Origin of the sequence: Halorarius halobius (assembly GCF_024298865.1) — an archaeon.
Classification (GTDB): Archaea; Halobacteriota; Halobacteria; order Halobacteriales; family Haloarculaceae; genus Halorarius; species Halorarius halobius.
The window spans coordinates 832,047-855,848 of sequence record NZ_CP101161.1 but is presented as its reverse complement, the minus strand read 5'-3'; the positions used below and the strand labels follow the sequence as shown (position 1 = coordinate 855,848).

26 protein-coding genes, 1 tRNA gene and 1 pseudogene are annotated in these 23,802 nt (G+C 70.4%); 9 read left to right on the top strand and 19 right to left on the bottom strand.

Features of this window, described 5'->3' with window-relative positions; translation table 11 throughout:
* Positions 1-7: 7 nt before the first annotated feature.
* From NL112_RS04610 to NL112_RS04595, 4 genes are all read right to left on the bottom strand, one after another.
* Complete coding sequence (locus tag NL112_RS04610) at positions 8-571, bottom strand: 5' nucleotidase, NT5C type (protein ID WP_255151457.1); 564 nt, start codon at positions 569-571, stop codon at positions 8-10.
* A 39-nt stretch (positions 572-610) separates the two neighbouring features.
* Complete coding sequence (locus NL112_RS04605; RefSeq protein WP_255151456.1) at positions 611-1,099, bottom strand: hypothetical protein; 489 nt, start codon at positions 1,097-1,099, stop codon at positions 611-613.
* An 80-nt stretch (positions 1,100-1,179) separates the two neighbouring features.
* Positions 1,180-1,899: a CPBP family intramembrane glutamic endopeptidase gene (locus NL112_RS04600; RefSeq protein WP_255151455.1), complete on the bottom strand. Its 720-nt coding sequence runs from the start codon at positions 1,897-1,899 to the stop codon at positions 1,180-1,182.
* Position 1,900: 1 nt separating this feature from the next.
* Entirely contained in the window at positions 1,901-2,776 is an 876-nt protein-coding gene (locus tag NL112_RS04595) for an alpha/beta fold hydrolase (RefSeq protein ID WP_255151454.1), read from the bottom strand.
* 83 nt (positions 2,777-2,859) lie between these two features.
* Here NL112_RS04595 and NL112_RS04590 point away from each other — a divergent pair, with 83 nt between their 5' ends.
* Both NL112_RS04590 and NL112_RS04585 read left to right on the top strand, forming a co-directional pair.
* Entirely contained in the window at positions 2,860-3,501 is a 642-nt protein-coding gene (locus tag NL112_RS04590) for a helix-turn-helix domain-containing protein (RefSeq protein WP_255151453.1), read from the top strand.
* A 25-nt stretch (positions 3,502-3,526) separates the two neighbouring features.
* Positions 3,527-4,645, top strand: a complete 1,119-nt coding sequence (locus NL112_RS04585) for an FAD-dependent oxidoreductase (protein ID WP_255151452.1) — start codon at positions 3,527-3,529, stop codon at positions 4,643-4,645.
* On the opposite strand, the gene NL112_RS04580 is transcribed toward NL112_RS04585, so the two are convergent.
* Complete coding sequence (locus NL112_RS04580; RefSeq protein ID WP_255151451.1) at positions 4,642-5,874, bottom strand: MBL fold metallo-hydrolase; 1,233 nt, start codon at positions 5,872-5,874, stop codon at positions 4,642-4,644. The genes NL112_RS04585 and NL112_RS04580 overlap by 4 nt on opposite strands.
* Positions 5,875-5,965: 91 nt before the next feature.
* Here NL112_RS04580 and NL112_RS04575 point away from each other — a divergent pair, with 91 nt between their 5' ends.
* Positions 5,966-6,739: an SDR family oxidoreductase gene (locus tag NL112_RS04575; RefSeq protein WP_255151450.1), complete on the top strand. Its 774-nt coding sequence runs from the start codon at positions 5,966-5,968 to the stop codon at positions 6,737-6,739.
* 3 nt (positions 6,740-6,742) lie between these two features.
* On the opposite strand, the gene NL112_RS04570 is transcribed toward NL112_RS04575, so the two are convergent.
* Both NL112_RS04570 and NL112_RS23025 read right to left on the bottom strand, forming a co-directional pair.
* The gene (locus NL112_RS04570) at positions 6,743-7,477 is read right to left on the bottom strand and encodes a sporulation protein (RefSeq protein ID WP_255151449.1); all 735 of its coding nucleotides are present in this window, start codon (positions 7,475-7,477) and stop codon (positions 6,743-6,745) included.
* 217 nt (positions 7,478-7,694) lie between these two features.
* Complete coding sequence (locus NL112_RS23025; RefSeq protein ID WP_491543647.1) at positions 7,695-8,156, bottom strand: WNWW family protein; 462 nt, start codon at positions 8,154-8,156, stop codon at positions 7,695-7,697.
* Between NL112_RS23025 and NL112_RS04560 the strand changes: the two genes are divergently transcribed.
* Together NL112_RS04560 and NL112_RS04555 are read left to right on the top strand one after the other, a co-directional pair.
* Positions 8,155-9,342 (top strand): outer membrane protein assembly factor BamB family protein, encoded by a 1,188-nt coding sequence (locus tag NL112_RS04560; RefSeq protein WP_255151447.1) that lies wholly within the window; start codon positions 8,155-8,157, stop codon positions 9,340-9,342. The two genes, NL112_RS23025 and NL112_RS04560, sit on opposite strands and share 2 nt — an antisense overlap.
* The gene (locus NL112_RS04555) at positions 9,342-9,965 is read left to right on the top strand and encodes a hypothetical protein (RefSeq protein ID WP_255151446.1); all 624 of its coding nucleotides are present in this window, start codon (positions 9,342-9,344) and stop codon (positions 9,963-9,965) included. The genes NL112_RS04560 and NL112_RS04555 overlap by 1 nt, the downstream gene beginning before the upstream one ends.
* 69 nt (positions 9,966-10,034) lie before the next feature.
* On the opposite strand, the gene NL112_RS04550 is transcribed toward NL112_RS04555, so the two are convergent.
* Positions 10,035-10,649, bottom strand: a complete 615-nt coding sequence (locus NL112_RS04550) for a 30S ribosomal protein S7 (RefSeq protein ID WP_255151445.1) — start codon at positions 10,647-10,649, stop codon at positions 10,035-10,037.
* A 1-nt stretch (position 10,650) separates the two neighbouring features.
* Positions 10,651-11,079, bottom strand: coding sequence for a 30S ribosomal protein S12 (locus NL112_RS04545; protein ID WP_178289723.1), 429 nt, complete (start codon positions 11,077-11,079; stop codon positions 10,651-10,653).
* Between the two features lie 161 nt (positions 11,080-11,240).
* On the opposite strand from NL112_RS04545, the gene NL112_RS04540 reads away from it, so the two are divergent.
* Positions 11,241-11,483, top strand: coding sequence for a hypothetical protein (locus tag NL112_RS04540; protein ID WP_255151444.1), 243 nt, complete (start codon positions 11,241-11,243; stop codon positions 11,481-11,483).
* Here the strand turns inward: NL112_RS04540 and NL112_RS23020 are convergent.
* The 7 genes and pseudogenes from NL112_RS23020 to NL112_RS04510 form a co-directional block, all read right to left on the bottom strand.
* A complete protein-coding gene (locus NL112_RS23020) occupies positions 11,480-11,770 on the bottom strand; it encodes a hypothetical protein (protein WP_491543652.1) in 291 nt (96 codons plus the stop codon). The two genes, NL112_RS04540 and NL112_RS23020, sit on opposite strands and share 4 nt — an antisense overlap.
* A gap of 99 nt (positions 11,771-11,869) precedes the next feature.
* Positions 11,870-12,298: pseudogene (locus tag NL112_RS04535) on the bottom strand (NusA-like transcription termination signal-binding factor); the annotation flags it as partial.
* The gene (gene rpoA2 / locus NL112_RS04530; protein WP_255151443.1) at positions 12,299-13,513 is read right to left on the bottom strand and encodes a DNA-directed RNA polymerase subunit A''; all 1,215 of its coding nucleotides are present in this window, start codon (positions 13,511-13,513) and stop codon (positions 12,299-12,301) included.
* Complete coding sequence (locus NL112_RS04525; RefSeq protein WP_255151442.1) at positions 13,506-16,454, bottom strand: DNA-directed RNA polymerase subunit A'; 2,949 nt, start codon at positions 16,452-16,454, stop codon at positions 13,506-13,508. Before NL112_RS04525 ends, rpoA2 begins: the two co-directional genes overlap by 8 nt.
* A 1-nt stretch (position 16,455) precedes the next feature.
* Positions 16,456-18,282, bottom strand: a complete 1,827-nt coding sequence (gene rpoB / locus NL112_RS04520; RefSeq protein ID WP_255151441.1) for a DNA-directed RNA polymerase subunit B — start codon at positions 18,280-18,282, stop codon at positions 16,456-16,458.
* A gap of 1 nt (position 18,283) precedes the next feature.
* Positions 18,284-19,846 carry a DNA-directed RNA polymerase subunit B'' gene (locus NL112_RS04515; protein WP_255151440.1) on the bottom strand — a complete coding sequence of 521 codons (1,563 nt, stop codon included), beginning with the start codon at positions 19,844-19,846 and terminating at the stop codon, positions 18,284-18,286.
* The gene (locus tag NL112_RS04510) at positions 19,847-20,074 is read right to left on the bottom strand and encodes a DNA-directed RNA polymerase subunit H (protein WP_255151439.1); all 228 of its coding nucleotides are present in this window, start codon (positions 20,072-20,074) and stop codon (positions 19,847-19,849) included. It abuts the gene before it with no gap.
* A gap of 249 nt (positions 20,075-20,323) precedes the next feature.
* Between NL112_RS04510 and NL112_RS04505 the strand changes: the two genes are divergently transcribed.
* Both NL112_RS04505 and NL112_RS04500 read left to right on the top strand, forming a co-directional pair.
* Positions 20,324-20,396: transfer RNA gene (locus NL112_RS04505), tRNA-Asp, on the top strand.
* A 439-nt stretch (positions 20,397-20,835) separates the two neighbouring features.
* Positions 20,836-21,405: a HalX domain-containing protein gene (locus NL112_RS04500; RefSeq protein WP_255151438.1), complete on the top strand. Its 570-nt coding sequence runs from the start codon at positions 20,836-20,838 to the stop codon at positions 21,403-21,405.
* On the opposite strand, the gene NL112_RS04495 is transcribed toward NL112_RS04500, so the two are convergent.
* Genes NL112_RS04495 through NL112_RS04485 form a run of 3 tightly spaced genes read right to left on the bottom strand, consistent with a single transcriptional unit; the run spans position 21,402 to position 23,141 of the window.
* Positions 21,402-21,737: a fluoride efflux transporter FluC gene (locus NL112_RS04495; protein ID WP_255151437.1), complete on the bottom strand. Its 336-nt coding sequence runs from the start codon at positions 21,735-21,737 to the stop codon at positions 21,402-21,404. The two genes, NL112_RS04500 and NL112_RS04495, sit on opposite strands and share 4 nt — an antisense overlap.
* Positions 21,737-22,105: a fluoride efflux transporter FluC gene (locus NL112_RS04490; RefSeq protein ID WP_255151436.1), complete on the bottom strand. Its 369-nt coding sequence runs from the start codon at positions 22,103-22,105 to the stop codon at positions 21,737-21,739. The genes NL112_RS04495 and NL112_RS04490 overlap by 1 nt, the downstream gene beginning before the upstream one ends.
* 10 nt (positions 22,106-22,115) lie before the next feature.
* On the bottom strand, positions 22,116-23,141 hold the full coding sequence (locus tag NL112_RS04485) for an ATP-binding protein (RefSeq protein WP_255151435.1): 1,026 nt from the start codon (positions 23,139-23,141) through the stop codon (positions 22,116-22,118).
* Between the two features lie 74 nt (positions 23,142-23,215).
* Between NL112_RS04485 and NL112_RS04480 the strand changes: the two genes are divergently transcribed.
* Positions 23,216-23,659, top strand: a complete 444-nt coding sequence (locus NL112_RS04480; protein WP_255151434.1) for a DUF7382 domain-containing protein — start codon at positions 23,216-23,218, stop codon at positions 23,657-23,659.
* Positions 23,660-23,802 lie beyond the last annotated feature (143 nt).

Here is a 23,802-nt window from a genome sequence, read left to right as displayed (position 1 = left end):
GCGCCGACTACACGCCGAACAGCCGCCGGAGGTCGCGCCACGAGTCGACGACGCGGGCGTCGGGGCAGGCGGTCGGCTCCGAGTACGGCTGGCGGAACAGCACGCCTTCCTTCCCCGCGTCGAGGGCGTCCGCCACGTTGCCGTGGTAGTCGTCGACCAGCGCGTCGCCCGGGAGCGCGCCCTTGTCGCGGGGGACGTCCTCGATGAAGCGGTCGTACGGCAGGTCGTGGCGGTCGAGCCACGCCCGCGAGATGTCGTGCGTCTCGGGGATGCGGTGGGTGGCGACGTGGAGGTCGTAGCCCGCCTCCGAGAGCGCGTGCATGCCGCCCCGGACGCCGGGGAGCGGCTCGGCGCCGTCGAGGAACCACTCCGGCCGTTCGACCATCAGGTCGCCGATGACCTCGCCGACGTGGACGTCGTGGCCCGGCACCGACCACGACCAGTCGGTGATGTCGGCGGGCGCGACGCTGACGCCGTACGCGCGGTGGAGATGCTCGCAGAGACGGGGGAGTTGCCAGCAGAGGACGCCGTCGAAATCGAGAAGGAGCGTCGCCGGCGGGTCGAGTTCCATGCCCGATTCAGGCGCGGGCCGCGCTTCGTCGTTCCGGTTTCAGGGGAGCGACACGCCGGGCCCCTCCGAGGAGGACCCGTTGACCGTGCAGGGCGCGGGCAGGGTGTCCGTCCGGAGCGTGCAGTCGAACTCGCCGGTGGCGCTCCGGTTCTGCACGCTGACCGTCACCTCGTCGCCCCCGCCGCCGTACAGCCCCGTCGGGTTGGCGTAGTTGTTCCCCTCGTAGTCGACGCCGAGGGGCCCCGCGGTCAGCCCGCCGCCCTTGTCGCAGGCGTGCTGGCCGCTGGTGAGCGACCCCTCGCAGTCGACGACCATCCAGCCGCCGCCCTGCCCGCTCTCGACGGACTGGACGACGAGTAGCGTGGAGTTCTCGTCGGTGTCGGTCGCCTCGACGGTCGCATCGACGCTTCCCTGTGTGCCGTTGCGGCGCTCGTCGGCGTCGGCGGCCGCCGCCGGGCCGACGACCGACAGCGCGACGACGCACGCGAGGACGAGCGTCACCGCGACGGTTCGCGCGTTGGCTGTCATCGTCCGTTCCTGTCGCTCCACGGGTTTCGGGCTGTCCCCGGCGTGCTACGGTCAATTAAATGAACACCGGGTTGTCGGTTTCACGCGATACCCAGCGCCACCACGACGACGTACGCCCAGACGTTGTTACAGAGGTGGACGAGGTACGCGCCGGTGAGGCTGTCGAACCGCAGGCGCAGGGCGGTCGGGACGACGGCCCACCCCGCGATGGCGAGCACGCCGGCGGGGCCGAGCGCGACGACGTGGACGGCCGCGAACAGCGCGACCGACAGCCCTCCGGCGACGACCGGGGAGAGGCCGCGGCCCAACAGGCTCCCGAGCAGGAGCCCCCGGAACAGCACCTCCTCGACGAACGGCGCGACGACGATGCCACCGAACACGACGGCCGCGAGCGTCAGCGGGTCCCCGAGCGAGTAGCCCATCCCCTGCGTCGAGAACCCGAGCAGTTCGCCCAGCGTCGACCCCGCGAGGTAGCCGGCGACGCCGACCGGGACTCCGACGACGACGCCGAGGAGTTCCCACCGGCCGGGGCGCTCGAACCGGACGGCGGCCGTCCACTCGCGGCCGTCGAGCGCCCGCGCCACCGCGGCGAAGACGGCCAGCGCGGCGACGCCGTAGGAGGCGTCGACGACCCACCGCGGGGGCTCGCCCCCGCCGCCCGTGCCCGCGACGTAGACGGCGATGAGCCCGGAGGTCAGCAGGATGGGGGCGACGCAGGCGACGACCGCGGCGGGCACCCGGTCGGCCAGCGCCTCGGTCGGGAGCGCGTCGCGCCGGGCGGCGCCCGTCTCGACGGCCATCTCAGTCACCTCCCTTCGCGGCCACCGCCTCGCGGCTCGCCGGGTCGGCCGCCGCGTCGAGCAGTCGGTCGCGGGCGTCTAACAGCGCGGTCAGGTGGTCCGCGCCGTCGAGGACGGTCACCTCGCCGTCGACCTGTCGGGCGAGCGCCCGGGCCCCCTCCAGGGGGGCGTTTTCGTCGTCGTCGCCGTGCCACAGTCGCACCGGCGCGTCGACGGCGTCGAGCGGCAGGTCCCACTCGTCGCCCAGCAGGGCGAGTTCGGTGACGGCACCGGTGGTACCGTCGGCGAACGCCTCCAGGAACTCCTCGCGGACCGCCCGCCCGGTCGCGTCGTCGAGCGCCGCCGGGTCGTCAGTGTACTGGCCGGCCACCAGCGACGGCGAGCCCCGGGCGGCGAGCCACGCCTGCCCACGCAACAGCGCCGACAGAAGCGGCGGCGTCCACGCCGCGAGCCCGTGGAGGAGTCGCTGTGCAGTGGGCCGGTCGTGGAGCGACGGCGGCGCGGCGGTCGACACCAACTCGACCCCCGTCACGCGCTCCGGGGCCGTCGCCGCCAGCGCGAGTGCGTGGGGGCCGCCGCCGGAGAAGCCGGCGACGCGAGCCCGGTCGACGCCCGCGTCGTCCAACACCGGCTCCACGAAGGCGGCGGTGTCAGCGAGCGTGCGGTCGGGCCGCGGCGCGGACCGCCCGTAGCCCGGCCGGTCCGGCACCAGGAGCCTGACATTCCGTTCGCGGGCCGCGTCGTCGAACACTGCGCCGAACAGCCGCGACCCGGGGGTGCCGTGGAACAGCACCAGCGGCGCTCCCTCGGGGTCGCCGTACTCCGCGTACGCGACCCGTCCCCTCGCGGCGGCTACCGTCGTCACGTCGGCAGTCATACGTCGGCCTACGGGCGCGGTGCTGGTGGGGCTGGCCCCGAACGAATGCGGCGTTTTATGAATCCGGGGGCGGTGCCTCCCCCGTGAAGCGGGTCACGTACGCGGTCAGCTACCCCCCCGAGTTGGCCCACCCCGTCCACCGGCAGATAGCCGACGGGGGCCCGGCCTCGCGGGTTGAGTTGGTGTCGTGGGGGCCGACGGCCAGCGTCACGTCGTTGCTGTGGTGTGACGGCGACCGGGCGGCGATGGAGGCGGTGCTCGACGGCGTCGACAGCGTCACCACGGCGAGTCTCGTCGCCGGCGACGGCGGGACGTACGCGTTCGTCCGGCAGACGAGCTACGAGTTCGCGGACGCGCTGATGGAACTGCTCGGGGCGGCGAACGTCGCGTTCCTCCCGCCGGTGACGTTTCTCGATACGGGGGCCGCGCGGTTCGAGGCAGTCGGCGAGTCGCGGTTCCTGAGCGCGTTCCACGAGCGGCTGAGCGACCTGGTCGACGCCCGCATCGTCCGGGTCCGCGAGTTCCGCCGTGAGGAGACGACGGCGCTCACCGACCGCCAGCGGGCGGCGCTGTCGGCGGCCGTCGACGCCGGCTACTACGAGGTGCCCCGCACCGGCTCCGTCGACGACGTGGCCGACGAACTTGACTGCGCCCGGGCGACGGCGGGCGAACTGCTCCGGAAGGCCGAGGCGCGTGCCGTCCGCGAGTTCCTCGATGAGATTTAATACCGTTCGGTCGCCCGACACGAATATGTCGGCCGACACGGACGTCCTCGTCGTCGGTGGGGGGCTCGCGGGGCTTGCGCTCGGCGGCTACCTCGCCCGACAGGGGACCCCACCGACCATCGTGGAGCAGGTTCCCGACTGGCGCGAGAGCGGCTACGGCATCGGTCTCTGGGAGGGCGGCCTCGACGTGCTCGCGGACCTCGACTGCCTCGACGCGGCGGGCGACCGGGCGGCCGACCCCGAGGCGTTCGCGGTCCGGGGGGAGGGCGGTCGCCTGCTCGCGCGGGCGTCGCTCCCTGCCGACGAGACGTCGCTTCTGGTCGTCCACCGCGCGGACCTCCACGCGGCGCTCCGTGGGGCGGTTCCCGACGACTGCCTCCGGATGGGGACCGAACCGACCCGCATCGAGCAACGGCGCGACGACGTGCGCGTCACGTTCGACGACGGGTCGACGGGGACGTTCGACCTCGTGGTCGGGGCCGACGGCGTCCACTCGACGGTGCGCGAGCGGTGCTTCGACGACTGGACCCGCCGGGAGTACGACACCTACGTCTGGTCGCTGTGGCCCCGGCAGGACGTGGACGTCGGCGCCGACATGGTGAGCGTCTGGGGGCCGGGAAGCGAGGGGTTCGTCGCCCGCGTCGGCGACCGGGTGGGGTTCAACCTCGCGGCCCGCCTCGATTCGCCGCCGGCGCCGCCGGCCCGCGACGCCCTCCGGGACGCCGCGGACGCGGTGGGCTGGAAACTCCCCGACCTGCTGGAGACGGACGACGAGCCGTTCTTCGACCGGGTGCGGGACGTCTCCTGCGAGCGGTGGCACCGCGACCGGGTCGCGCTCGTCGGCGACGCCGCCCACGCCGTCCACCCCATCTCGGGGATGGGCGCGTCGCTCGCGTTACAGGACGCCCGCGTGCTCGCCCAGGAACTCGCCACCGCCGGCCGCGTCGAGACGGCGCTGGCCCGGTACGAACGGCGCCGCCGGCCCGAGGTGCGCCGCGTGACGCGGAGCGCGCGAATAGAGGCCGCGGTGACGTTCGTCGAGTCGCCGCGCCTGCGCGGGGTCCGCGACTGGGTCGTCGAGCACACGCCGCTGTTCGAGCTGTTCGTCGAGAGCCAGGTGGGGGACGGCGTCGGCGTCTTCTAGACGACTATCCGCTCGCCCACCTCGGGGGCGCTCGCGTCGTAGCCGTCCCCGCGCAGTTCGTCGGCGAACGCCGGACAGCGGTCGCCGTGGTTGACGAGCACCGTGGCATCGCGATACGAGTCGAGGAACGACCGGAGCCCCGCGCGGTCGGCGTGGGCCGAGAAGTCGAACCCTTTGACGCGGGCGCTGACAGGCATCCGCCGGCCGTCTATCTCGGCGCTCCCGGTCTCGAGCAACTCGCGGCCGGGTGTCCCCTCGACCTGGTAGCCGGAGAAGGCGACGAGGTTGCCCGGGTAGCCGCGAATCGCCGGCACGTACGTCATCGCCGGCCCGCCGGTGAGCATCCCGCTCGTGGTGACGACGACGGTGTTCTGGTCGGCGATGCGCTCCCGCTGGCCGTCCCGTCCAGTCACCTCGCGGGCGTTCGAGGCGGCACGCCGGAGCGCCTCGGGGTCGCGGACGAACGCGGGGTGGTTCCGGAGCAACTCCAGCACCTCGACGCCCATTCCGTCGACGTAGCAGTCGATATCGTGGGCGGCACAGACCAGAAGCACCTCCTGGGTGCGGCCGATGGCGAACGCCGGGACGACGGCCGTTCCCCCCCGGACCGTGGTCTCGCGGAGCGTCCGGGCGAATCGCCCTTCCACTTCGTCGCGCGGCTCGTGGCTCACGTCGGAGTACGTCGACTCACACAGCACGGCGTCCGCCTCGGGGCGGGCGGTCGACCCCGCGACGAGGCGCTGGTCGTCCGTGTGGAAGTCGCCCGTGTAGAGGAGCCGGGTGTCGCCGTCGTCGACGAGGACGTGCGCGCTCCCGGGGATGTGGCCGGCGTCGAACAGCGTCACCTCGTGGCCGGCCGCCTCGAACGTCTCGCGGTAGCCGTGCGTGACCGACACCTCCGAGAGCCGGTGGACCTCGGCGTCGGTGAACGGACACTGCATCGTCCCGCCCTTCAGTTTCAGCGTGTCGCGGGCGAGCATCCGAGCGAACGCGGCGGTCGGCGGCGTCCAGTGGATGGGTGGGCGCTCGCGCCCCGACAACAGTGCGGGAAGCCCGCCGACGTGGTCGAGGTGGCCGTGGGAGACGACGACCGCATCCGGGTCGACGGAGCCGACGGGCCAGCCCGCCGGCTCGGTGTTCTTCATGCCGTAGTCCAGAAGCAGGGAGTCGTTGACGAGGACGGCGCTCCGGCCCACCTCGCGGGCGCCACCTAGCAGCCGGAGCTTCATATCCGCGGTAGCTCCGCCGCCGCCTTCCCTTCGTCGGTTCGCCGCCCCCGGCGGCACGCTTATGCCCGACAATGTGGTACGCTACCGCTCCATGACGGAACTCCTCACCGACCGTGCGGCAGTCGTCACCGGCGCGGCGTCCGGCATCGGGCGGGCCGTCGCGCGCGAGTTCGCGGCCCACGGGGCCGATGTCGTGTGTGCCGACGTCCGGGAGTCGCCACGCGAGGGTGGCGAGCCCACCCACGAACTCGTCGCGAGCGAGACGGACCGCGAGGCGGCGTTCGTCGACTGCGACGTGACCGACTACGACGACGTCGAGCGGGCGGTCGCGGCCGCCGACGCGTTCGGCGGTATCGACGTGATGGTGAACAACGCGGGCGTCGTCGGCCCACAGACCCCGGTGGTCGACCTTGACGTGGACGCCTACCGGGACCTCGTGGCCGTGAACCTCGACGGCGTCGTCCACGGCTCGAAGGCGGCGGCGCTCCGGATGGTCGAGGGTGGCGGAAGCATCGTCAACGTCTCCAGCATCGCCGGCATCACCGGCTACGGCGGGCTGGCTCCCTACTCGGCGTCGAAGGGTGGCGTCACGCTGTTCTCCTACGCGCTGGCGGCGGAACTCGGCCCGGACGGCGTCCGCGTCAACGTCGTCCACCCGGGCGTCATCGAGACGGCGATGACGACCGACGACTACGCGCTCGTGGGCACCGACGAGGGCGAGGACCTGAAGGCGTCGATACCGCTCCGCCGGTTCGGCCGGCCGGCGGAGGTCGCCGGCGTCTGCACCTTCCTCGCCAGCGACCTCGCGGGGTTCGTCACCGCCGAGTCGGTCGTCGTCGACGGCGGGAGCCTCAACAGCCGCTGACGCTCAGAGGTGTCGCTCGACGGTCTCGCGCAACTGGTCGGCGACCCTGTCGGCGTCCGTCGCGGTGACGGAAAGCGACGTCTTCGACTCGTCGGTCTCGGCCATCTCCGACAGCAGGCCGCCGCGGCGGTCCACCTCGACGTAGACGTCGAGCGCGTCCGGGCCGGGGTCGGGGACGAACTCCAGTTCGTCGAGGTCGCCGGCGAACGGCCCGCCCGAGGGGCGGAACTCGAACTCCTGGTAGAACCGGCGGCCGACGTACCGGCCGTACGGGTCGGCCTCGCAGTCGGCGCTCCGGAGCGACAGCCCCAACTGCTCGGCGGCGTCGAACAGCGCCTGCATCCGCGGGGTCGGCTGGACGTCCAGCGGGTCCGTGTCTTCGGGGTCGACGGCCAGCGAGATGTCGAGTTCCGTCTCGACCCACACGCGGACGTTCCCGAGCGTGACCGGCGTGTGATACGGGACCTCGAGCGTCACGTCCCGGGTCTCGGAGGTGTCCGGTTCGATGTCGAGTCCTTCGGAGAGGACGAGTCGGTCGACCGTCCCCTCCCGGTAGCCGTCGTCGGTGAGATAGCGCGTCTCCAACTCGAGTTCGATGCGGTCGACGGCCTGTTCGGCGTCGCCGCCCTCGATGTGGACCGTCGCGTCGACGGACTCGCCGGGCGTGACCGTCTCGGAGGGGAGGACGGTGTCTACGGTGGCGTTGCCGATGCCGATGCTCGCGAGGACCTTCTTCATGCGGGAAAACGGTCGAACGGAAGCCCCATCAACGTTGTCGCCGCGACGCGAGTGGCGGCCCGGAGCAGGTACACAGGACAGCAGTTCAGGACGGTTCAACGGCCGTGGGATGTGGGTTCGGTACGGTGTAGGGGGACCACCTCACTCGTCATATGGTAACGCGTGGCATGATATGAACGTTACGGTCGCGGCACCCGTCGCTGTTCGAACGTCGCCGCTACTCGCGCCAGCGGCGCACCTGGAACGCGGCGTAGCCGCCGTACGCGAGTTCGAGCGCGCCGAGCCACCAGTTCCACCGGTCGGCGGGGCCGCCGTCGGGCGCGTCGGCCAGTTCGGCGGCGACGAGCGCCGCCGTCAGCGGGCGGCCGGCGTCCCGCTCGTAGCGTCCCTCGTCCGCGAGGTCGCGGGCCTGCCGGGCGACGGCACGCCGCTCGTCGGCCGTGCCGCCGAACCGCTGGAGCCGGGCCCGAAGGTCGTCGCTGTCCACGCCCCCGCTTCGGGTCGAGCGGCCTTCACTGTACGTCCGACCCACGCGCGCCAGCGGCCCACGACCGCCGCGTCGGGCGACCGGCGAGACGCTCACCGGCTTCGAGACGGCCGTGCGGGACCACGTCGACGCGTGGGACTGCCCTCCTACCGGCGGAAAACACTCGTAGTGGGAGCGTCGACTCGCCGACATGGCTGTGCTCTCCAGACGCGACGCGCTTCGGGCCGGCGCGGCGATGCTCCCCGTCGCGGTCGCCGGCTGTTCCTCCTCGTGCCCGGCCGACGACCGGCCCACGCCCTCGCGGGTCGTCGGGCCGGGCGACACGGGCGGCACCGTCCCCGACCCGACCGTCGACTGGCCGACGTACCGCGGGAACGCTCGCAACACCGGCGTCGTCGCCGGTGCCGCGCCGCCGGCGGACCCCGCGGTGGCGTGGGCTGTCGACCTGCCGGGTGAGGCCCGCGCCAGCGCGCCCAGCCTCGCCGGCGGCGTCGTCCACGTCGTCGACGGGGGCGGCACGCTCCACGCGCTCGACGCCCGTGACGGCACCCGCCGATGGTCGGTCGCGGTCGGGACCGGCCCGGCCGCGGGGCCCCCGACCGTCACCGACGACGGCGTCGTCGTCGCCGGCGACGGGGGGACCGCGCTGGTCGCCGACGGCGAGACGGTCTGGACGGCCGACCACGCGGCCACTGCCGCCGCCGTCGTCGGCGAGGCCGTCTACCTCCCGACGGCGGGCGAACTGCTCGCGCTCGACCCGGTGGACGGGAGCGTGCGGTGGCGCGTGCCGTTCGACGGCCCCGTAAGCCGGCCGGCGCTCGCCGACGGCTCCGTCTACGCGACGGCCGCCGGCCTCGGTGCGGTCTCCGAGGCGGGCGAGACGCGGTGGACCGCCGGAAGCGGCGGCGTCGACTCGCTCCCGGTCGTCGCCGAGGACGTCCTTGTCGGGAGCTACGACGGCCTGTTCGCGTACGCGACCGGCGACGGCCGCGAGCGCTGGCAGTTCGAGCGCGGGGGTGGCCGCGGCTACGACGCGCCTGTCGCCACGGCCGACTCGCTGTACGCCGTCGAACTCGTCGGCGAGGGGCCGGACGCGCTGTTCGCCCTGAATCGCGGCGACGAACCGGAGCCGCGCTGGTGTGTCTATCTCGGCGAGGGGTCGGTCGACGCCGCCTCGGACGGCGGGCCGCTCGTGTCGATGCCCGCCGGCGAGGGCCCGGAGGCCGAGTTCGCGCTCCAGTCGCTCTCCCGCGAGCGCGGGCAGGGCGGGTGGGCGTTCACCGCCTCGCGGCGGGTGCCCGCGCCGGCGCTCTCCGCGGGGAGCGCGTTCCTGACGACAGACCGAACGGTGGTCGCGCTCGGGGAGGCGGACGGCTGATGCTCCGCGACCGCCCGCGGCTCGTCGGCGCGGCGGCCGTCGTCGGGAGCGTGGCGCTCCTCGCGAGCACGGCGATACAGGCGATGGTGCCCGTCCCGGACGCCTACCAGTTCGACCCGGCGTTGACGGATCCCCAGAGCCTCCGGAACACGGTCGCTCCGGGGCTGACGCTCGCGGGAATCGCCACCCACGTCGCCCTGCTGTTCGTGCGTGCCGGCGCGGAGTCGGGGCTCCGGCTGTGGGGTCGCCGGATTACGCTGTTCGGGCTCGTCGGCGCGTTCGTCGGCTACGCCGGCCTGTTCGCGTTCGACGCCGGCGTCGGCCCGCTCGCGGGCATCGTGGCGGGGCTGTTCGCCCTGCTCGCGCTCGTGACCGTCGGCGTCGCCGGCCTCGGCGTCGGCCTGTACGGCGTCGCGCTCCTCCGTGACGACCGGAGAATCGACCGCGGCGCGGGCGCGCTCCTGCTGCTCGCGCCGCTTCTCGGCGGCGCCATCACCGTCCTCGACGTCGGCTTCTGGCTCCCCACCGCCGTCTACGCCGCGGGGATGGCCCTGCTCGGCTACGCCGGCTGGCGGGCCAGTGGCACCCGCGGGGTCGACACGTCAGCCGCGACCGCGGAGTGAGTTCGGGGGGCCGCTCGACCGGCGGCGCCGCTCCGCGACGGTCGAAGACGGGGAGAAACTGCCGAGAGATTATCGCGCGGCGGCCGCGACGCGCTCCTTCTCTTCCTTCTGGTTGACGGCGTAGGTGCCGACGTCGTAGTTGGCGGCGCCGACGAGCTGGTTGGCCAGCGCCTCCGCCGCGGGCGTGGGCGTCTTGAACGACGCACCCTGCACGCCCTCGGCGAGGAACTTCAGCGCCTGGTCGACGCGGCGCTGGGGCGCCACGTCCACCGCTTTGGGCACGGAGATGCCACCGTACTTCAGGCGGACGGTCTCCTCGCGCGGGCCGGCGTTCTCCACGGCGGTGACGAGCACCTGCACCGGGTTCTCGTCGGTGCGCTCGTGGACCTGCTCGAACGCGTCCCGGACGATGCGGGTCGCCTGCTGTTTCTTGCCGGTGTTCTCCTCGGTCTGCATCAGACGGTTGATGAGCCGCTCGACGATGCTTATTTCCGACTTCTTGAACTGCTTGCTCGCGTGGCGACCCTGGGTGTGTGCGATGGGCGTGACGGTGATGTACCGCCGCGTCGACGGGTCGCTGTACTCGATGTCGTCGACGCTCCACTCGCCGAACAGCTGGGCGGAGACGCGCTCGTCGTCCGTCGAGGCCGGGGCGTCCGGCTCGGGGGCTTCCTCCTCCGACATGTTAGCGCACCGGCTTCTCCGCGTTTCCGCGGACGAGTTCGATCAGGGAGACGCCGTTCACCTTCTCGACCTTGTAGTTCACGCCCGAGAGGTCACCCATGGCGCGACCCTTCGCGCCACCGATGCCGGCGATGGTGACCTCGTCGTGCTCGTCGATGAACGAGATGGCGCCGTCACCCGGACAGAAGGCGGTGACCTGCTTCCCGTTCTTGATGAGCTGGACCCGGACGCATTTCCGGATCGCGGAGTTGGGCTGTTTCGCTTCGATACCGACCTTCTCGAGTACGATGCCGCGCCCCTGCGGCGCACCCTCCAGCGGGTCGGACTTCTTGCCGAGCCCGCGGGCGCGTCGCGCGTAATCGGAGTCGGACCACCGGTGTTTCTGGCGGTCCTTCTTGAGCTTGCGCGCGGCGTACTTGCCGTTCGCCATAGTACGCTCCCATTCCCGACGGAGGCACTTAAGCATCCCTTTTCGCCCGTCACGACGCGCCGGCGCGAGCGGCCGCCTCCCGCCCGTTTGCGGCGTGTGAGATGTTCCCACCGCGGACGAATCCACAAAGGTTCATATGGTCGGTGGCAAAACTGGCGGGTATGTCAGAAACTGCCGCGACGGATGGCGGCGGCCCCACGGAGATATTCAAGAGCGGCTTCTTCCTCAAGAGCGTCGTCCTCGTCGCCGTTCTCGTCATCATGGGGTTGGCGGCCCCGCCGCTGTTCCCCGACAACGAGTTCCTCGGCGTGTTCGTCGGGATGGTCTGGAGCATCGCCTTCCTCATCGTCGCCGTCGGGGTCGTCGCCATCCTGTGGAGCGGCATCCAGCAGGCGCTCCGCTAGGCCAGTTCCACGTCGTCGACGCCGTAGTACCGCTGTGCGAGCAGTCGTGCCCGCCTGATTCGTCGCCCGCCCGTGCCGATGGCGAGTCCGCGCTCGTCGTCGGCCACCTCCGCGTAGGCGACCCCGCTCTCGCTGACCGTCACGTTGTGGACCGTCGCCGGCGCGAAGGCGTTGGCGACCAGTTCCGCGGCCGTCCCGCCGTACTCGACGACCTCGACCGGCCACCCCAACTCCCCCCGGAGCCGGTCGGTCGCGTCCCGGACATCCTCGACGGTGCCGCTGGGCACCAACACGAGTAGCCGCTCGTCGACGGCGTCGAACAGCGCGTCGACCGGTTCGACGCCGGTCGCCGCCGCCACGCGGTCGAGACAGGAGTCGGGGTCGGGAACGAGTTCCACGTCGTCGACTGCGTGGTGGCGGGCCGCGAGCCGCTCGGCCATCGCCACGTTCTGCCCGCCGGCGCCGATGGCCGCGCCGAAGTCGTCGGCGTCGACCTCCGCGTACGCGACCCGCTCGGTCCCGTCGTCGGTCTCCCGCTCGCGGACGGTCACCTCGTACACCGCGGCGGGACGGAGCGCGTTCGCCACGAACGCGCCGGGGTCGTCGGCGTCCTCGACGAGTTCGACCCGCGAGCCCAGCCGCTCTTCGAGGTTCGAGACGGTGCGGCCGCCGGGACCGATGGCGTCGGCCATCCCCTCGGGCGGCACGACGAACACGGCGCGGTCGTCGTCCAGCACGCAGTCGCGTGCCGCGACGCCGGTCGTGTCCTCGAACACGGCGAGGTGTTGTCGTGCCTCGTCCGAGAGGCGAATCATCTAGTCGTCCGCGCTCTCCGGGCGGCTGGGCGAGGAGCCCATCCGCAGGTCCACGTCGCCGGTGCCGAGCTTGATAGGCTTGCCGACGATGACGTTCTCCGTGACGCCGTCGAGGTCGTCGACCTCGCCGTGGATGGCCGCGTCGAGCAGGTGGTTGACCGTCACCTCGAAGGCGGCACGCGCCAGCACCGACTGCTTGTTGCCCGAGATGCCGTGGCGGCCGATGGATTCGATCTCGCCACGGTTCGTCATGATGTCCGCGACCAGCATCAGGTGCCGGACGTTCACGTCGTCGAGCCCCTGCTCCTCGAGGGTGTTCATCGTCTCGTCGATGATCGCCTCGCGGGCCGCCTCGATGCCGAGGTTGCGGTGGATTTCGTGGATGTTGTTGCAGGTGGTCCGCGAGGCGTCGACGCCCTCGATGTCGAGCACGTCGCCGAACGCGGAGCCCTCGGTGTAGAGGACGAACTCCTCGCTCCCGTCGTCGAGCTCCTCCTTCCGGATGACGACGCGGGTGATGTCCTCGATTCCCTTGAACACGATGTCGCGCAGTTCTTCGACCAACTGGAGCAGTTCCCGATACGACGGCTGGTCGGGGCCGAACTCGATGACCGTCTCGTCGGGCCGGGACGTCTCGACGCCGAGGTTCGACTCGATGGCGTCGGCGATTTCGCCGGCTATCTCGTCGAGGTTCTCGACCGTCGGCCACCGCTCCAGCAGGGTGTCCTCGTTGAGGTCGATGGTGACGATCATGTCCGCGACGTTCGTGGACACGTCGCCCAGCGCGAGGATTTTCGTCGCCTCTATCTGCCAGACGACCTCGTGGGCACGCTCCCGTTCGGTGGCGTACTCGTCGTCGAGGGCCACGCGCATCGTCGGCGTGTCCGGCGTCTTGCGGGCGTCCACTAGCTCGATGAGCCGCGGCAGGCCCTGGGTCACGTCGATTTCGGCGACGCCGGCGTAGTGGAACGTGTTCATCGTCATCTGGGTCCCTGGTTCGCCGATGGACTGTGCGGAGACGGTGCCGACGGGGTCCAGCGGGTCGATGCGGGTCTCCAGATAGCGCGACTCGGTCGCTTCGGCGATTTCGGCGGCCTCCTCGACACTCACGGCTTCGTCGCGGGCGGCGACGACGTCGTACACCTGCTCGCGCAGGCGCTTCGGCAGTTCGGTGTCCTCGACGACGGCGCGGATGTCGTCGTTCACGTCAGTCATCGGACTCCACCTCCGTCGTCAGCCCCTCGACGGTCCAGCTGTCCTGGTGTTCGGAGATGTTCGTCGTCGGCTCCTTGCGCCCGACGAACTCCGCCTTCTCGTCGTCGCTGTCGAACTCCGCTTCGAGGATGCGGTCGGCTATCTGGTCGACGTCGATGTCGTTGTCGGCGTGCGAGGAGACGTTCACCGGCGAGGTGCCGTCCTCGCCGAACTCGAACTGGACGACGGTGTCGGAGGTGTCCCGCACCGTCCCGTCGTACTGCGTCTCGAGTTCGGAGAGGGCGTTGATGAGCCGGCGCTGGAGGTAGCCGGACTTCGAGGTCCGGACTGCCGTGTCGACGAGCCCCTCGCGGCCGCCCATCGCGTGGAAGAAGAACTCCTTCGGCGAGAGGCCGGTCCGGTAGGAGGACTCGACGAAGCCGTGTGCGTCCGCCGAGAGGTCGTCCTTCCGGAAGTGCGAGAGGGTGCGGTCCTCGTAGCCGCGGTTGATGCGCTCGCCACGCACCGCCTGCTGGCCGACACAGCCGGCCATCTGCGTGAGGTTCAGCATCGACCCACGCGCGCCCGACCGGGCCATGATGACCGCCGGGTTGTCGTCGGTGAAGTGGTCGTCGGCGATGTCGCCCGCGGAGTCGCGGGCCTTCCCGAGCGTCTGCATTATCTTCATCTCCAGCGTCTCGTCGAGCGTCCGCCCCGGGAGCGATTCGAGTTCGCCCTTCTCGTACGTCTCGATGAGCTTCTGGACCCGCTCGTAGGCGTTGTCGATGGCCTCGTCTATCTGGGCCTCGGCCTTCTCGTCGACCGACTCGTCGTCGATGCCGATGGAGAAGCCGAAGTGCATGATGGCACGCATCGCCAGCGTCGCCACCTCGTTGACGAACACGCGGGCCCGCGTGTTCGAGTAGTTCTTGGCGATGGTGTCGACGATTTCGCCGCCGAACGCGCCGACGGCGTCCTCGTCGATGGTGCCCTCGACGAGCCGTCCGTCCTCGATGACGACGTGGTCGCCCGTCGAGGAGTCGAACTCGACGGTGAGGTCGTCGGGCAACAGCTCCGAGAACACCGACCGGCCGGTCCAGTACGCCTTCCCGTCGTCGTCTTCGCCGTCGGGCTCGGGCAGTTCGTCGATGCTCGTCGCCCGGAGCAGGTCCAGCGCCTGCGTCTCGTTGAACTCGGGGTTCTCGTGGGTCAGCAGATACGTCCCCGAGATGTGGTCCTGGATGGCGCCGATGATGTTCTCGCCGAACCGCGGGCTGAGAATCTGCTCCTGGACGCGCATCAGCACGCGCGCCTCGGCACGCGCCTCCTCGTTCTGGAGCGCGTGCATGTTCATCTCGTCGCCGTCGAAGTCGGCGTTGTACGGCGGACACACCGTCGTGTTCAGCCGGAACGTCTTGTACGGCATCACGACCACCTCGTGGGCCATGATGGACATCCGGTGAAGCGACGGCTGGCGGTTGAAGATGACGATGTCGCCGTCGATGAGGTGGCGGCTGACCTCCCAGCCGGGGTCGACCTTCTCGGCCAACTCCTCGCAGTTCTTCTCGGTCACCTTCAGCCGGCGGCCGTCCGGGCGGCGCACGTAGTTGGCGCCCGGATGCTGTTCGGGGCCGTTCGCCACGTAGCGGCGGGCGTCGTCGAGGTTCCGCTCGTTGACGTTCATCGTCTGGGTCATCTCGGTCGCCACGCGGTCGGGCACGCCGACCTCGTTCAGCGACAGCGTCGGGTCCGGCGAGATGACGGTCCGCGCCGAGAAGTTGACGCGCTTGCCCGACAGCGACCCGCGGAAGCGGCCCTCCTTCCCCTTCAGCCGCTGGGAGAGCGTCTTCAGCGGCCGACCGGAGCGGTGGCGGGCCGGCGGCGTCCCCGAAATTTCGTTGTCCATGAACGTCGTGACGTGGTACTGGAGCAGTTCCCAGAGGTCCTCGATGATGAGCTGTGGGGCGCCAGCCTCGCGGTTCTCCATGAACCGCTGGTTGATGCGGATGATGTCGACCAGCTTGTGGGTGAGGTCGTCCTCGCTACGCTGGCCGTTGTCCAGCGTAATCGAGGGGCGAGCGGTCACCGGCGGCACGGGGAGGACGGTCAGGATGATCCACTCGGGCCGGGACTTGCTGGCGTCGATGCCCAGCACCTCGATGTCCTCGTCCGGGATGTCCTCGAACCAGTCGCGGATGTCCGAGGGCATCAGCTTGTTCATGTCCTCCTCGGTGAGGTCGACGTCGAGCGCCTTCTCCAGTTTCTTCCGGTCCTCCTTCGTCGGCCGGAACTCGCTCGACAGTATCTCGTTGATGCGGGAGACGTCGATGCCCGTCTCCTCTGCGAGCTCCTGGGGTGCAACCGGCTCGCGGTCGGTGTCGTCCTCCTCGTCGACGGGGCGACCCTCCATCGCCGCGGCGATGGTCTCGGAGTATTCGGACGAAAGGACCTCCTGCACCTCGTAGTAGGTGGTCGGCTTCTCGTGCTGGATGTCGTACTGCTTCTCGCCGCAGTGGGGACAGCGGTCCTTCTTCCGGGCCTGCCGGATGGCGGCCTTCGTCACGTCGCCGAGGTCCTCACCTAGCTGGCGTGTCGTCGTCAGCCGGTCGCGGAACTCGCTTTTCTCGTCGTCGGTGAGACAGAGGCGCGAGCACTCGCGGCAGGTGCCGCGCAGGAGCCGACGGATGAGCTTCGAGAACCCGACGTGGATGACCGGCGCGGCGAGTTCGATGTGGCCGAAGTGGCCGTTACACGACCCCGAGTGCTTGCCGCAGGTCTTGCACTCCAGCCCGGGGTCGATGACGCCCAGCCGCGGGTCCATCAGCCCCATGTCAATGGGGAAGCCGTCGTCGTCGTACGTATCGGCCGTGATGACCTTCGTGGCCGACATCTCGCGGTACTCCTCGGGGTCCATCAGCCCGAAGCTGAGCGACCCGATCTGTTTGGGTGCTTCTCCCTGCATGTCAGACAGCCTCCGTGAGTTCGATGCGCGGGGCGATACCCAGCGCCTTCATCTCGTCCAGGAGGAGCTTGAACGCGTAGCTCATCTCCACCTCGTGGACGTCCGTCTCCTCCTCGCAGTTCGGACAGTAGACGCGCCGTTGCTCGACGTTCTCGACGGCGGTCATCCCACACTGCCCGCAGACGTGGATGAACTCGCGGTCGGACTCGTCGAGCAGTCGCTCCTTCAGCGCCATCGCGGCGCCGTGGCCGATGAGCACGTCGCGCTCCATCTCCCCGACGCGCAGACCACCCTCGCGGGCGCGGCCCTCGGTGGGTTGCCGGGTGAGCACCTGCACCGGGCCACGCGAGCGAGCGTGGATCTTGTTCGAGACCATGTGGTACAGCTTCTGGTAGAAGATGACGCCGACGAATATCTCGGCCTCGATCTTCTCGCCCGTGACGCCGGAGTACATGACCTCCTTCCCGTTCGACTGGAACCCGTTGTCGACGAGCGTCTCGCGGAGGTCCTCCTCGTCCTCGCCGGTGAAGGCGGTGCCGTCGACGCGCCGCCCCTCCAGCGAGCCGACCTTGCCGCCGAGCATCTCGAGGATGTGGCCGACGGTCATCCGCGACGGGAGCGCGTGCGGGTTCAGGATGAGGTCGGGCACGACGCCCTCCTCGGTAAAGGGCATGTCCTCCTGGGGGGCGATGTGGCCGACGACGCCCTTCTGGCCGTGCCGGCTGGCGAACTTGTCACCGAGTTCCGGAACGCGCTGGTCGCGCACGGAGACCTTCGAGAGCTTCGAGCCGTCCTCGCCCTCCATCAGGGTGACGGTGTCGACGACGCCCGACTCGCCCGAGCGCATCGTCACCGAGGTCTCGCGGCGCTTCTGCGGGGAGAGGCCGCCCATGTCGTCCGGCTCCTCGAGGAACCGGGGCGGGGAGGTCTTCCCGAGCAGGACGTCGTTCTCGCCGACCTCCGTCTCGGGGTTGACGAGGCCGTCCTCGTCGAGGTGGTTGTACGCGTCCTCGCCGCGGGCGCCCCGTACGTCGTCCTCGGGAATCTCGAAGCGGTCCTCCTGGCCGCCGGGGTAGCGGCGCTCCTCGCCCTCGTAGGTGCGGAAGAAGTGCGAGCGGGCGAGCGCGCGGTCCACGCTCCCCCCGTTCAGGACGAGGGCGTCCTCGATGTTGAACCCCTCGTAGGACATGACAGCGACGACGAAGTTCTGGGCGGCCGGGCGTTCGTCGTAGCCTATCTGTTCGGTCGTCTGCGTCTTGACGAGCGACAGCTGGGGGTAATGCAGGAGATGCTGGCGCGTGTCCGGACGGATGCGGTAGTTCGCCGCCGGCAGGCCGAGCGACTGCTTGATCATCCCCGAGCCCATCGTAATGCGGGGCGAGGCGTTGTGCTCGGGGTAGGGAATCATCCCCGCACCGATGCCGAAGATGAGCTGTGGGTCCACCTCGAGGTGGGTGTGGTCCTCGGTCAGTTCCTCCTTGTCGACGCCGACGAGGATGTCCTCCTCCTCCTCGGCGTCGATGAACTCGACGTAGCCGCGGTCGACGAGGTCCTCGAAGGAGAGGTCGCCGTCCTTGACCGCCGCGATTTCGTCGTCGGAGACGAGCGTCTCGCCGTCCTCGACGACCAAAAGCGGCCGCCGGGCGCGGCCGGCGTCGGCGTTGATGATGACCTCGTTGGTGCCGTCCTTGACGGAGACGTTGACCATCTCCGAGACCTCGCCGCGGCGCCGCGCTTCGCGGACGTTGCGGGCGAGTTCGTGCGGTTCCGGATGGGTCCCGATGAGCGACCCGTTGACGTAGACCTTGGATTCTCGTTGACTGCTCATGTTAGTCGTCTGCGGGGGCATCGACGGTCTCGATGCCGGGGATGCCGTTGACGCCCATGGAGGCGAGTTCTCGCTTCAGTTCCTGCTCGTCCTCGACGTTCTGTGACAGCTCCATCGCCTGCGCGAAGTTCTTCACCAGCCCACAGTTGGGCCCCTCCGGCGTCTCGGAGGGACAGATGCGACCCCACTGGGTCGCGTGGAGGTCACGCGCCTCGAAGTGGGGCTGGGAGCGCGAGAGCGGCGACCGGAGCCGCCGCAGGTGCGAGAGAACGCCCATGTAGTCGGTGCGGTCCACGAGTTGGGAGACGCCCGAGCGGCCGCCGACCCAGTTCCCGGTCGCGATGGGGTGTTCGAGCCGCTCGGTCAGCACGTCCGACCGGACGACCGTCGACACCGAGAGGTTCCGGTTGCGCATGTTGGCCCGTTCGAGTTGGTACTTCACGTCGCGGGCCAGTTTGTTCAGCGCCGTGCGGAACAGGTCCTTCATCAGGTCGCCCGACACCTTCAGCCGCTTGTTCGCGTAGTGGTCCTTGTCGTCGGCCTCCCGCCGGTTCAAGGCGAGTTCGAAACACGCCTCGGCCATCCGGCAGAGGTAGACCGCCTTGTTCATCCGCACCTCCTCGTCCTCGACGCCCTCCTCGTGGAGATGCGGCAGGAGGTAGCGGTCGATGACGTAGTTGGCGCGTTTCAGCTGGTAGTTCTTCCCCTGGCCGGAGGCGACGCGCTTCCCGAGCGTCTCGATGGCCTCGTTGGTCGACTGCACCTCGGCGGCCTCCAGGTTCTCCAGCATGAACTTCACGACCTCGGGGTCGTCGCTCACCCGGTGGACGATTTCCTCGTCCGACTCCAGCCCGAGCGCGCGCACGAGCGTCACGAAGTTGATGGAGCCCGACACGGAGGGGAACGACACCTCGAGGATGCCGTCGCGGTTGCGCTCACAGAGTACGAGCGCCCGGTAGCCGCGGCGCTGGGAGAACGTCTTGGCGACCTGAATCTCGTCGCCGTACTTCGTGTCGTACTCGGCGAGAATCTTGTTCGGCGCGAGGTCCTCGCTGGTCATCAGCACCCGCTCGGAGCCGTTGACGATGAAGTAGCCGCCGGGGTCGGCGGGGTCTTCGCCGATCTCGATGAGTTCCTCCTCCGAGAAGTCGGCGATGTTGCATTTGTCGGAGCCGACCATCACCGGCATGCGGCCGATTTTGGTCTCGGACTGGTCGACGATGTGCTCCTCCTCCTCGTCGCCGCCGCGAACGATGGTCATCTCCATGAACACCGGCGCGGAGTAGGTGATGTTCCGGAGGCGGGCCTCCTGCGGATACAGCAGTTCCTCGGAGCCGTCGGCCTCGCGGACCCGGGGCGTCTCGACCCGGACGTTGCCCAGGTCGACGCGCACGGGCTCTTGGCCCTCCTTGTCGCCGATGTCGGTCTCGATGCTCTCCTTCTCGTCGACCACTCGCTGCATCCCGCGCCCGAGGAAGGCGTTGAACGAGCGGAAGTGGTGCTCCGCGAGGCGGTCACGCGAGAAGTACTCCCGCGAGATCGCCCGTCGGTTGTCTCGGTCCATTTACTCGATCACCAGTCGATAGACGGTCGCGCTGTCGGTCGTGCGGGAGTCCCGGGTTATCTCGATGACGTCGCCCACGTCGGCGTCGTCGGGGAGCGCCGGGTCCGTCCGCTTGATTTTCGGTAGGTCTGTACGGTCGATGTCGTACTCCGCGAGCACCGCCTCGAGGGCGTCCTCCTCGATGACGCGGTGTTCGGGGACGAGGTTGTGTTGGCTTACGTCTACCATGTGTGCGTCAGGCCGGGCAAAGAAGCTGTCACGAGATACTACAGCCTCGTTCTCGCTGGCGGCACAAAACGCTTCCGAAACGCGATTAGCGGGGCTCCTCGAACCACGCCGCCACGGCGACGGCGGCGCATCGTCTACCGTCCCGGACGCGTGTATCCTACAAGACTCTTGTGCCCGTGGTATCGCACACCGCGCCGCCGGCCTTTGGAAAGCCTTAATAATACCACCCGGCTACCCTGAGATGCGCTTGCCCGGGTGGTGTAGTGGCCCATCATACGACCCTGTCACGGTCGTGACGCGGGTTCAAATCCCGCCTCGGGCGCTTCTCGGATTCCCACACCTCGCGGAGTTTCATCTCCGCGGTTATCCCGAGAATCCGTGTGCGAGGTTCGCGGGATTTGAACCCTGCCGGTCGCGCGCAGCGACCGCAAGGGAGCGAGCACGTCCTGCTCCGGTTCAAATCCCGCCTCGGGCGCTTCTGTCTCGGTCGCTCGAACGCCGAGCGCCAGCGACGAGTGTCCCTGCCCGCGACGACAACCCCGTTGCTGTCCGCGCCTGCAGAGCCGGTGGCTCTCGACTTCCGAACCCACGACCCGGAGAGCGACCGTGTGCATCGTCGCGTTCCGTCGGTTCCCTATGAGCGCCTCGCTGTCGGGTCGCCGAGCGTTCACCGCATGTCTCAGCCCGGAAATCAGCCCAAAGCCTCATACTGTCTCCGCATCCATACCCCCTGTGACCCAGGAGCCACGGGGGGAGACCACATGAGCGAGGAGCGGCTGACAGTTCTCGTCATCGACGACGAGCCGGACCTGGCGGACCTCTACGCCGCGTGGCTGTCTGACGACTACGACGTCCGGACGGCATACGGGGGAGAGGAGGCGCTAGAGCAGGCCGACGACGCCGTCGACGTCGCACTCATCGACCGGCTGATGCCGGATCTGTCGGGCGACGAGGTGCTCGAACGCATCCGCGAGCAGGGGTACAACTGCCGGGTGGCGATGGTGACGGCCGTGGAGCCCGACTTCGACATCATCGACATGGGGTTCGACAACTACCTCGTCAAGCCCATCCGCCGGGAGGACCTCATCGAGGCGGTCGAGTCGCTCCGCACCCGGTCGACGTACGACAGTCAACTCCGCGAGTACTTCTCGCTGGCGTCGAAGCGAGCGGCACTGGAGTCCCAGAAGAGCGACCGCGAACTGGCCGACAGCGAGGCGTACGCCGAACTCACCGCCGAACTCGACGACCTCAGCGACCAGCTCGACGAGACGACCGCCGAACTCGACGCCGACGACTTCGAGGTGGCGATGCGCCAGCTCGACGACTCCTAGAGCAGGCCGCCGACCGTCAGCCCAGCGAGGACAGCCGCGAGCGCGGCCGCGAGATTCACGACCGCGTTCCGAACCGCGAGCCGAGCGAACCCGTCCTCAGCGAGCCGGACCGTCTCGAACGCGAACGACGAGAACGTGGTGAACGCGCCACAGAACCCGGCTCCCAGCGCCAGCACGACATCTGCCGGAAGGGGAGCGGCTGTAACGACACCCAGAAGGAAGCTCCCGAGGGCGTTCACCGCGAGCGTGTCGTAGGTGGCCGTCTCGACGCGCTCGGCGACGAGATGGCGTGCGAGGGCGCCGAGCGCGCCCCCGACGCCGACGAGTTCCATCACGCCGCCCACCCCGCGACGGCGCGGCCGGCCAGCACCGCGAGGAAGCCGAACGCGTAGGTGGCGACGACGTTCACGACGGCGAGTTCCGGCCCGAGGCCACTCGTCTCCAGCGCGAACGTGGAGTAGGTGGTGAACGACGAGAGGAAGCCGGTGCCGGCGACCAGCCGCGTCTCCTCGGAGACGACCCCGACGAGCCGCTTCTCGTACAGCAACACCCCGAGCAGGAACGCTCCGGCGACGTTCGCGGCCAGCGTCCCCCACGGGAACCCCCCTGGAAGCGCCAGCGCGACGGCGTGGCGGGCGACGGCCCCCGCGAACCCCCCGACGGCGACCAGTCCCAGCGTCTCGACGCGGCGGGCGTCCATACCCGTCGGTTCAGCCGCCGCTACTCGTCGGTTTCGACTCCACGCCGACGCGCGGGCCGTCGCCGCCGTGGGGGGTCGTCCGCTCGCGGACCCGGACGCCGTGTGCGCGTTCGGTCGCGTCGTCGAACACCAGCGCCTCGCCCACCCCCGCGGGCAGGCGCTCGCTCACGTCGCCGTCGACGTACTGGCCCCGCGCTCCGGCCAGCGTCTCCGTGTCGGCTCGCCCGGTCAGGCGGTGGGCGACGAACAGGTCTGCCTGCGAGACGGCCGTCGCCGGGAGCGCGTCGGGCCGCTGGGTGGCGAGGACGACCGACACGCCGGGCGCTCGCCCCCGGGTCAGCAGGCGGTCGATGGCCGCCGCCGCGACACCGTCGATGAACGCGTGCGCCTCGTCGACGAGGAGCCACGGGAGCGGTCCCTCGCCCGCGACGCGGCGGTCGTACAGCCCCGTGGCGACCGCGCGGACGACGGCGTTGGCGGCCCGCGGCGGCGCGCCCGCGAGGTCCAGTACCGTCGCCCCGCACGGCGCATCGTGCCCCCCGGGGCCGAAGATGTCCCACGAGGCCGCGCGTGCCAGGTGGTTCCCGGCCGCGCGCCGGAGGTCCGGGTCAGCGTCGGCGGCCGCCACGCGCTCGCGCATCCCGGCGAGCGTCTCGCGTTCGTCCGCGGCGGTCCAGACGAGGCTCCCGGCGCCGGAAACGGGGTCCAGTCCGACGAGCGCGGGCCACTCGCGGGCCGGCACCGCGTCGGCCCGAACCCGGGGGTCGACGACGCGCGCGCCGGCCGCGCGGAGGCCGTGGAACGCACCCATCGGGTCCACGACGACCGGCACCACCCCGCCGACGGCGGCCAACTCCTCCGCGAGCACCGCGAGCGTGTTCGACTTCCCGCTCCCCCGTTTCCCGACGACGCAGGCGGCGTGGGGCCGCGAGCAGTCGACCCGAACGGGCGCGCCGTCGCTCCCGTCGCGCGCCCGGTAGCGGCCGAGTGCGGCGCTCGGCCCCGTTTCGCCGTCCGCACGACCGATGACCGACATGCCGGGGGTGGCCGCGGCCTCCGGTTTCAATCCTCGGCCAAGGATTCAAGTAGAGGAACGCGGCCACCCACCCCGTGTTCGAACGCTTCCGCACCGACGAGCGGGCCATCGAGGGGTTGCCGGTTCGTCTCGTCGTCGCCTTGGTCGTCGGCGTCGCGTCGCTGTCGGTGATGCTGAACATGCTGTCTGGGCTGGCGGCCATCGGCGTCACGGAACTGGACACCCAGCCGGTGCCCGAGGTGACCGACCCCGGCAACACGACGCTCGCCGTCCGGGTGGTCGACCCCGACGGCGGCGGCGTCGCCAACGCCACGGTGGTCGCCCGCGGCGAGACGGTCAGCCTGGAGTCGCCCGCAGTCGCCCGGACGAACGCCTCCGGCTACGCCCGCCTGCAGGTCGCGCCACGGCTCGGCCCGAACCAGCCCGACGGCGAACTCGGGTTCGAGGTGAAACCGCCCGCCGGGTCACAGTACGTCGACCGCCGGGGGAACACCCGGGTGCTGGTGGTCCGGGGGTGACGGCGGCTACAGGGCCGCGTGGTCGACGGGTGGAGGCCACGTTACGGCGAGCGGCGAGCGTAGCGAGTCGCGTGGTCGACGGGTGGAGGCCACGTTACGGCGAGCGGCGAGCGTAGCGAGCCGCGTGGTCGACGGGTGGAGGC